General features: G+C 64.2%; 7 protein-coding genes and 1 pseudogene. 2 read left to right on the top strand and 6 right to left on the bottom strand.

Annotated elements, in window-relative coordinates:
* Window positions 1–479: 479 nt before the first annotated feature.
* The 6 genes and pseudogenes from ACL02S_RS07630 to mftA form a co-directional block, all read right to left on the bottom strand.
* On the bottom strand, window positions 480–1,916 hold the full coding sequence (locus ACL02S_RS07630) for a GAF domain-containing protein (protein WP_412801580.1): 1,437 nt from the start codon (window positions 1,914–1,916) through the stop codon (window positions 480–482).
* A gap of 50 nt (window positions 1,917–1,966) precedes the next feature.
* On the bottom strand, window positions 1,967–3,436 hold the full coding sequence (gene mftG / locus ACL02S_RS07625) for a mycofactocin dehydrogenase MftG (protein ID WP_412801579.1): 1,470 nt from the start codon (window positions 3,434–3,436) through the stop codon (window positions 1,967–1,969).
* A 99-nt stretch (window positions 3,437–3,535) separates the two neighbouring features.
* Window positions 3,536–4,936, bottom strand: coding sequence for a mycofactocin biosynthesis glycosyltransferase MftF (gene mftF, locus ACL02S_RS07620; RefSeq protein WP_412801578.1), 1,401 nt, complete (start codon window positions 4,934–4,936; stop codon window positions 3,536–3,538).
* A 222-nt stretch (window positions 4,937–5,158) separates the two neighbouring features.
* Entirely contained in the window at window positions 5,159–6,475 is a 1,317-nt protein-coding gene (gene mftC / locus ACL02S_RS07615; RefSeq protein WP_412801650.1) for a mycofactocin radical SAM maturase, read from the bottom strand.
* A 3-nt stretch (window positions 6,476–6,478) separates the two neighbouring features.
* Window positions 6,479–6,721: pseudogene (mftB, locus tag ACL02S_RS07610) on the bottom strand (mycofactocin biosynthesis chaperone MftB); the annotation flags it as partial.
* A gap of 13 nt (window positions 6,722–6,734) precedes the next feature.
* Entirely contained in the window at window positions 6,735–6,833 is a 99-nt protein-coding gene (gene mftA / locus ACL02S_RS07605; protein ID WP_412801649.1) for a mycofactocin precursor MftA, read from the bottom strand.
* Between the two features lie 330 nt (window positions 6,834–7,163).
* On the opposite strand from mftA, the gene mftR2 reads away from it, so the two are divergent.
* Both mftR2 and ACL02S_RS07595 read left to right on the top strand, forming a co-directional pair.
* A complete protein-coding gene (mftR2, locus tag ACL02S_RS07600) occupies window positions 7,164–7,787 on the top strand; it encodes a mycofactocin system transcriptional regulator MftR2 (protein ID WP_412801577.1) in 624 nt (207 codons plus the stop codon).
* Between the two features lie 61 nt (window positions 7,788–7,848).
* Window positions 7,849–8,904, top strand: a complete 1,056-nt coding sequence (locus ACL02S_RS07595; protein ID WP_412801576.1) for a 2Fe-2S iron-sulfur cluster-binding protein — start codon at window positions 7,849–7,851, stop codon at window positions 8,902–8,904.
* Window positions 8,905–9,031 lie beyond the last annotated feature (127 nt).

Below are 9,031 nucleotides of genomic sequence, written 5' to 3'. Positions count from 1 at the left end.
CAGAGCCTCCTATCCGGCAAAAAGCTGTCCGAGCGCTTTTGGACAGCACAAATCAGCCGCTGCGCCCGGCTGCGACAACCGGGGCGCATGGCGTCAGCCACCACATGCGTTTCGGCGAGAGGCGCGAGCGGTGACACCACGCTCGCGCGGATCCGACAGATTTATGAAGAAGAGATCGGTGACCGGCTGGTCACCGCCGTGGTGAGTGCGTAACCCACAGACGGTCTCGGCTAGCTTTTGATCGTTCCTCCAACGTCATGGCCGTGGCTCACTGACCACGGCTATGTCAGTTACATCACACAGATGTTATCCGTGCATTACGCACACTAGGCGCTCCGTTATTAAAACGGTCCCATTTCATCCAAAAATCTCTTAAAGAACTCACAAGAAGAGCATTTGGGCCGGAATTTCAGGCACAACTGTGTGCGCGACCACATTTTTGCCGCGCGAGCGCCCTGTCGCGCTGTTGGACCAGCACCCTATGCGCCAAAACGTTGCATCTGCGTTGCATCCGCGCCCAGTCGCAGGTCCAGCACCCGAATTTTGGCCTCTATCTGCGCATACATCGGCGAATTTCGATCGATGGTCGCGCGATAGGCCGCCCATGCCGCAGCATCGTCGCGGCCTTCCGGACCCGCCGTCCAGCGACGTAGCACCTCGGAATCGCCCGAACTCAATACCGCCGTACGCAATCGCACCCGCAATTCATCGCGAATGTCTATAACTCCCGGCGCGGTCGAACGGGGTAGCACCGGTCCCGCGTAGAGCCGTAATGCGGAATCGACATCACCGGAATCGAGTGCGGCCCGCAGCGCCTCGACATCAGTAGCGATCGGAACACGCAAACGGTAGGGCCGCGAACCGACGACTGTCGCACCGACCACCGCACGCAGACGCGACATAGCTGCCCGGATAGTGCCGTTGCCGAGATCGGTGTCGTCGAGCAGCAACGCGAGATGGTCGGCGCCGAGCCCTTCCGGATGTTCGGCGAGCAGGAGCAGGATCTCGGCGTGCCGTTGCGATAGTGGCACGCGATCATCCGCGACGCTCAGTTGCGGCTGCCCGAGACCGAGCACATCGAGCCCTAGCCTGCCCGCCGGGTGCGGACGCGCGGTGTCGGACTCACCCGCCGTACGCTCCCCGGAACGCATCGCCATGAGCAGTAAGTCCATCTCCGCGGCGGTAGCCGCCGCCTTGACCAACGCCAGGATCTCCGGTTTGGCCACGCGAACACCACCGGCGATCATCAGCACGCCGACCAGCCTGCCGTCCGGATCGTGCACCGGGGCCGCGGCGCCGGTGATCAGATGCATCCGGTGCAGGAAATGCTCCGGGCCGTGCACCCACGCGGCGCGACCGGTACGCACGACCATGCCGACCGCGTTCGTTCCTATCCGGCGCTCACTGAGGTCGTTACCCGCTCGCAGGCCGATTTCCGCCACCGCCGCTTCCTGTTCGGCGTTACCGTGCACCGAGAGCACCCGACCGAATTGATCGGCGACCACGACGATCAGACCCGTTCTGGCCGTATCCTGCACCAGCAGCTTGTCGATCAGCGGCATCAGCGCGGCAATGGGATGCGTCTCCCGATAGCGCTGCAGATCCGCGCCGCGCAGACCGCGGCCGCCGAGCACGTCCATCGGGTCGACCCCGCTACGTATGCTGCGTAACCAGGATTCGAGCACCGCAGGACGCAGCAACCCGGCGAGCCGGGGAAGCTGATCGCCACCGATGCCGAGATATCCGTGCGCCTGGGCTGCATAAGCCTCTAATGCACCGAGCTGGGCGTCCGGCTCGGTGCCATACCGTGGAGAGCGACCACCCGCGATGTTGCCGACCATTCGCCTTTCTTTCCGCACCAAACCATACCGGCGCATATAGAACGGCAACGGCGGATACTGCGGTTTGTCCGCCATGTCACACCCCATACCTCAGGCAAAGAAATGTGACCTAGTCGTATTTCACTTCATGTGGCGAGGTATGCGGCCGCTTTTTCCGCAATCATCAGCACCGTGGCCTGCGGCCCACGGCCCAACGGAACAGGAACCACGGAGAGATCCACAATGGACAGCCCGGTCACTCCGTACACCCGGCACCGCTCGTCCACAACAGCCGCCGGATCGTTTTCCAGCCCCATTCGGCACGTTCCGGATAAATGCTGCAAAGTATCCAGATTCGCGTATAACCAAGCATCGAGATCCCCCCGTTCCGGAATCGAAGCAAGAGGCCTGGCATTCATACGCCGCAGTAGTCCAGCAGCTATCGGTACCGCCGCGCGCAGCCGGGCGCGATCCCGCTCTTCGGTGAGATAGTGGTGCTCCAGCACTGGCGCGTCGGCCGGATCAGCCGTGCGCAGGCGGAGCACACCGGATGAGTGCGGGCGCATCAGCCCGACACCGAGCCTGCGCACACCCGGCGTAAACGACATCGCGTAGGGCCGGATTTCGATATCACCGACTTCGAGCACTGATTCCAGCGCGACCGCGGGCGATTCCGCCGCGTCGGAAGCGTAATCCGCGTCGAGCACATAATCGAGACCGATCTCCAGATGGTCGCTGAACCCGGTACCGACCCCGGCGGCATGCACCACCGGTATACCCAATGCGCGCAACCTGTCCGGATCACCGATACCGGAGCGCAACAACAATGCGGCCGACTCGATCGCACCGGCGCTGAGCACAATACGGTCCGCCCACTCGGTGCCGAGTTCGCCGTCACGCACATAGTCGACTCCGACCGCCCGTGACCCGTCGAAGCGGATGCGGGTGACATATGTTCCCCCGGCGACGTTCAGGTTCGGCCTGTCGAGGGCGGGCAGCAGATAACCGAGCGCAGAGCTGATCCGCCTGCCCTGGTAACAGTTGCACGGTACCGCGCCGACCCCGTCACCGGCCGTGGGTGCGTTGAGGTCGGGCACCTCGGCGAATCCGGCGGCCAGACATGCCGCGGTGAATGCCGCGCTGACCGAGGACGGCACCGCCGAGCGCTGCACCGGAATCGGGCCGCTGCTGCTGTGCCAGGGCTGCTCGCCGAAGTCCGAATCCCGCTCGATACGGCGATACACCGGAAGCACAGCGTCGAACGACCACTCCGCGCACCCGCCGAGTCGCCTGCTCCATGCGGCGAAATCCGCTGCGGTGGCCCGAACGAAGTAACAGCCGTTGACCGCTCCCGAACCACCGATCACCTTGCCGCGCACTATGGACGCAGGCACCGGTGGATCGTCGGCCAGAGTTACCGGGTAACGCCACAGCCACTCCACCTCAGGGCCGATCGGCAGCACCGCCGCGTCCAGCAATTCGGCAGGGACAGTCTCGGTGCTGGTCCACAGCGGACCCGCTTCGAGCAATCGCACGCTATGCGCCGGATCCGCGCTCAGCCGCTCGGCGAGAACACTGCCCGCGCTACCGCCCCCGACGATGAGTGTGTCGGCCATACCGATTCCCTTCTGCCGCTCGGCACAGTACGCACCATCGGAGACCCACACACCGACAGAACGAGAAATACCCAGCTCATCGCTGGCCTATCCGAGTGATCAGCGGGATGAGGAGGTGGGCTTCAGCGCTTGCGTACTCCTGGCGCGATAGGCCCCGAGCCATAAACCGGTGCCGTATGCGATGTCGTCGAGGCGCTTGTAGGCCACGTACCGCACGGGATCCAACCCGCCCGCATCCCGATGGGTGAACCAATCGGCCAGGCCATCCGCGACGGCCATGGTGATCGCGATGCGCCTGATCCGCCGGGAGAGCAGCACAGCAAGCAGTGTGATGGGCCAGTAATGCCTGCACATCGCCGAGGCAAGGCGCCAGAGCCCGGCGCAGAAACCACGCGTGAGATAGATCGCGGCGATCCGGGTCGGATTGTCCAGTTCGGTGAAGACGCGACGCAACCGGATCAGCACCGTGAACAAGGTGACGACCCCGCCGAGCAGTCCCCATCGGGTCAATGTGGCGAACAAGACCGCGGCCAGCACCGTCCACGACGGCACCGACAGCGGCGAGACCATCCCCGCATGCCGCTCTCCCAGCGGTGCGGCGCCGGTGCCGTAGAACAGTTTTCGGCCGAACCAGGCACGGAAGCTGACCCGGTGGTCGTGCGCCACATGGGCGGCTGGCTCATAACGTAGCCGCCAGCCCGCCCGCTCCAGTCGCCAACACAGGTCGACATCCTCGGCCACCCGCATCGACTCGTCGAAACCGCCTTGGGCAAGCAATGTCCTGCGGCGCACCAGCAGTGCCGCACTCGGCACATAGGACACCAGTCCGCGTGAGCGCACGGCCGACTCCCGCCTGCCGAGATCGAGCGAGGAACGGGTGTGCTCGTAGCGCGCCAGTGCATTGGACTCCGGGTCCAAGGCGACGATCCGCGGCGCGACCAGCGCCACTCCTGGGTCGCTGAAATGGCCGAGCATCACTTCCAGCCAGCCACTGCGCGGCACCACGTCGGAATCGAGGAACGCGACGAAATCGGTCGTCGCCGCGCGTAACCCGGCATTGCGAGCGGCGGCGGGCCCTTTGGCGCGATCGTGCCGAAGCACTGTCACCCGGCACCGCGTACCGCGTTGACTCGGTATGCGGACCGGCTGATCCGAACCGTCATCGACCACGATCACGTTGTGCCCGCGCAGCACGGCGAGCAACCGTACCAACCCCTCGGGATTGTTGTGCAACGGCACGACGATGGTGACATCCTCCGGCGAAGGCAACAACCGCGGGCGTGGATTACCGACACCCGAGTCGAGCAGCCGACGGGCAACGCTGGCGGATTTCGGGCCGTTCACCTCGAAATACCCATCACCGATCAGCTCGACGGCTTCCGGGGCAAGTCTTAGCAACCGAGCAGGAGAACCACCGATCAGGACTCGACCTCCGGAATATGCGCGTACCCGAGGGTCGATCCGCACCCCGAATCCATCGGGCAGGCGATCATGGCGCATTCCTGGCATGGTAGGCGGAGATTCGCGCGAGAACATCAACTGTCCGCACGAACCGGCCGAATTCCGGCCCGCACCGGGTCGCAGGCGGAAGCCACCCGCGCGATACCAGGGGCACGCCGCCGGGAAATCCGCATCGTCCAGCATTCGGCAATCAGATAGCTATTTCCAGGTCGCAGACCGGACATCAGTCAGTTCCACACTTTCGGCAAATCTTTGGCAAACTCAATGATCTCTTATCACCGGGCTCTCTTCACAAGCCCGGGCAGGCGGATACGGTGATACCGATCCGGCCGGGCGCGTCGCGCTCAGGGTCAACGGGACCGGTCCGGATCCACGCCCGCCCGATCGCGGTACCGCCCGGCGCGAGTGGTCGACCGATGAGCGCGGGATCATCCGGGTGGTATCGGCCAGTGCCGCCTCTCCATAACCCTGCACACATTCCGGATCCGGACCATCGGCAGGCAACCCGGTGAAGAATTTCGCCGCCATACAGCCGCCACGGCAGGCGTCATAATGACTGCACGAGGCACATGCGCCTGCCCCACTCGGCGCACGTAACTCGGCGAACAGCTCCGAGGAACGCCATACCGCGCCGAAACCACCGTCGGCCACCACATTCCCGGCGAGAAACCGGTCGTGGATAGCGAATGGACAGGCATAGACATCACCGACCGGGTCGACCAAGCAGACCACCCGGCCCGCCCCGCACATGTTCAGGCCGGGCAGTGCCTGGCCGTACGCGGACAGATGGAAGAACGAGTCCCCGGTGAGCACACCCTCACCATTGCGCAACAACCAGTCGTAGAGCACACGCTGCTGCTCCGGTGTCGGGTGCAGCTCATCCCATACGTCCGCACCACGCCCTGATGGACGCAGCCTGGTCAACCGCAATGTGGCGCCATACCGTTCGGCGATGGCAAGGAACTGATCGAGCTGCCCGATATTGTGCCTGGTCGCCACCACCGACAGCTTGGCATCCCTGAACCCGGCCGCGGCCAGATTCTCCAGCGCGCGAAGGGCCATATCGTAGGAGCCAGGCCCACGCACGGCGTCATTGACCGCCGCGTCCGCGCCATCCAGCGATACCTGTACGTCCACGTAGTCGCTGGCCGCTAACCGCGTCGCGACCTCGGGCGTGATCCGAACCCCGTTGGTGGAGAATTTCACCCCTACCCGGTGGGCGGTCGCGTAGTCGACCAGTTCCCAGAAATCCGGACGTACGGTGGGTTCACCGCCACCGATGTTCACATAGAACACCTGCATGCGCTCGAACTCGTCGATCAACGCCTTGCACTGCTCGGTGCTCAGCTCACGCGGATCCCTGCGCCCGGAGGAAGACAGGCAGTGCACACAAGACAGGTTGCAGGCGTAGGTGAGCTCCCAGGTCAGGCAGATCGGCGCGGCGAGACCGGATTCGAAGCGATCGACCAGGCGTACGGCGCGGTCCGACTGCGTGGCCCGGTCCGAGGACGACGACGGCGCGGCCACCCGCACCGCAGCGGAGGCCACCGGCGCGTCGGCAGGCGCACCGATGATCATCTCCGAATCCGCCAACTGCGTCAGTGCTGCGAGATACGGCGCGGCGTTGCCCTCCGGCACCCCCGCCGCGTTCAACGCGGCCCGGACCGAGACATGCCCCGGCAATGATCGCACGAGCTCGACCATCCGCGGGTTCTTCAGAAACGAAAGCTTGCGCGTACCGAAGTGGTAGAGCAGCGCACCGAACGGCTCCGGCCGCACCGCGACTCTCGGATGCAGCTGCCAGCGCGAATCGAGCTCTAGCATCGCAGGCCGCCCGTCAGTAGACGCCACACATGCCGTCGATGGACACCTCTTCGATGAGGCTCTCCTCGACCAACGGTGACTCCTCGGCCGACCGTACGGCGACGGGGTCCACCCGCCCGGCGTTATCGGTATCGGTATGTCCGTTGGATCCGAATTCCGGCATGGTCTACCTCCGAAGAACTATCTGTGCGCGGCACCGTCCACTGTGGCCCGCGCTCACACGATAACGTCATCAGCTGACAAAAAGGAACATGTTTCACCCATCGAAAAATCGCGGCCGGACCCGCGCACGCCGAGGACAACGACTCCGGCCGGACGCCACGGCGAGCGGGTGACGATCGGACCGGCCATGGCGCTCTAGACTGCGGATGGAAAGCAGCTGAACAGAATGTGACGGGCGATACCCGCCCGCGGTGGTCGAGGTGGCATGGGAGTCGGACGAATGCAGGGGAATGGGGGCGGCGGCACACTATCGGAGTCCGAGATCGTCGAGGCCGCATTGCGGGTAGTTCGCGAGGACGGTGTGGAAAAACTGTCCATGCGACGACTATCTCGCGAACTCGGCGTCTCCCCGATGGCGCCGTACTATTACGTCGCCGACAAGCGGGAGTTGCTCGACCTCGTCGCCAGTGCGGCCTTGACCGGAGTCAGGACACCACCACCCGAATCCGGGCCGTGGCAACATCGGCTGCGCGTCCTCGTCGACCAGATCGACGAGAAGTTACGCAAGCACCCCGGCCTCGGCGACATTCTGATCGAACAGATGTTCGGCAAACAACTGGATCTGATCGCCGCGGTAATGGATGTACTTGTCGAGGCGGGCTTCGACGATCGCGACGTACTCGCCGCCTACGCGACGATCCATACCTACCTGTTCGGTCGCAGCCGAGTGAATCCGCGAGACCATTCCGCCCCAGCCGACCTGACCCTGCCCCCCGTGGTCGAACGAGCCCACCGATACATCGGCGACCTGCGCGGACGGTATTCCTACGACTTCGGGATGGACGTGCTGATCGCGGGCCTGGAAGCCGCGCTTGTCCGGCGGACAGCGACCGACGTACCATGAAACTGAAACACGTTCTAGTTTTGCCGCTGCGCGGCGCCCGCACCAGGTTCGAGAGGACGATATGACCACTGTCGAGGTTCCACACGGCTCGCGCTCGGTGGTGCTGCGAATATCCGCAGTCATCGCCGAGACGGCCGACACCCGTTCACTGGTCTTCGACATCCCCGACGAACTGGCCGAGAAGTTCCACTATCAGCCTGGGCAGTTCCTCACGCTACGCATTCCCAGCGAAAAGACCGGATCGGTAGCCCGCTGCTACTCGCTGGCCAGCTCGCCGCATATCGACGATCACCCCAAGGTCACCATCAAGCGGACCGAAGGCGGCTACGGGTCGAACTGGGTATGCGACAATGTGCAGCCCGGCGACCAGATCGAGGTACTGCCGCCCGCCGGCGTCTTCACACCCAAGAATCTGGATACCGATCTACTGCTGTTCGGCGCGGGCAGCGGCATCACCCCGGTGATGTCCATTCTGAAATCAGCGCTGGTACAGGGCAATGGTCGCATCGTGCTCGTCTACGCCAACCGCGACAACGAATCGGTGATCTTCGCCGATGAGCTGCGCGAGCTGGCGGACAAACACCCGCAACGACTCCTCGTGATCCACTGGCTGGAACAACTCCAGGGCCTGCCGACCGCCGATGCGCTGGCCACCCTGGTCGCGCCGTATCACGGCTACGAGGCGTTCATGTGCGGCCCGAAGCCCTTCATGGACCGGGTGCACGACGCGCTCGCCCAACTGGGCGTACCACGGTCACGCACCCATGCCGAGGTGTTCAACTCCCTTGCCGGAGACCCGTTCACCAGCAAACCACCGATCGAAACGCCCGAGGCCGAACTGGCCGATGCCGCGACCGTCGAGGTCGAACTCGACGGCGAAGTACATGAGCTGGCCTGGCCGCGCACCCAGACACTAGTGGACATCATGCTGGCCAAAGGATTGGATGTGCCCTACTCCTGCCAGGAAGGCGAATGCGGCTCCTGCGCATGCACAGTGCTGGAAGGTGCGGTGGAGATGGATAATGCCGAAATTCTCGATCCGGAGGATATCGAGAACGGCTATATCCTCGGCTGCCAGGCACATCCGGTAACCGATCACCTGAAAATCCAGTTCTGATCCGGCGGATAGCCTGACGTCCGTACCCGTGCCAGGAACAACACTCCTCAGCGAAGGCTCGCTGCGCCGCCACCGAGTCGGCGCCCACTCCGGCACCAGCCACCCTTCCCATTCCGAAAGGCTCTTC

This window comes from Nocardia spongicola (assembly GCF_047200775.1).
Taxonomy (GTDB): Bacteria; Actinomycetota; Actinomycetes; order Mycobacteriales; family Mycobacteriaceae; genus Nocardia.
Note: the sequence above shows the minus strand (reverse complement) of the source record. Positions and strands in the feature narration are given on the sequence as shown.

Bases quoted from the DNA above. Each gene is read 5' to 3' on its own strand.
- ACL02S_RS07595 (WP_412801576.1), top strand. From the start codon at position 7,849: ATGACCACTGTCGAGGTTCCACACGGCTCGCGCTCGGTGGTGCTGCGA.
- mftC (WP_412801650.1), bottom strand. From the start codon at position 6,475: ATGATCATCGGTGCGCCTGCCGACGCGCCGGTGGCCTCCGCTGCGGTG.
- mftG (WP_412801579.1), bottom strand. From the start codon at position 3,436: ATGGCCGACACACTCATCGTCGGGGGCGGTAGCGCGGGCAGTGTTCTC.
- ACL02S_RS07630 (WP_412801580.1), bottom strand. From the start codon at position 1,916: ATGGCGGACAAACCGCAGTATCCGCCGTTGCCGTTCTATATGCGCCGG.
- mftF (WP_412801578.1), bottom strand. From the start codon at position 4,936: ATGCGCCATGATCGCCTGCCCGATGGATTCGGGGTGCGGATCGACCCT.
- mftR2 (WP_412801577.1), top strand. From the start codon at position 7,164: ATGCAGGGGAATGGGGGCGGCGGCACACTATCGGAGTCCGAGATCGTC.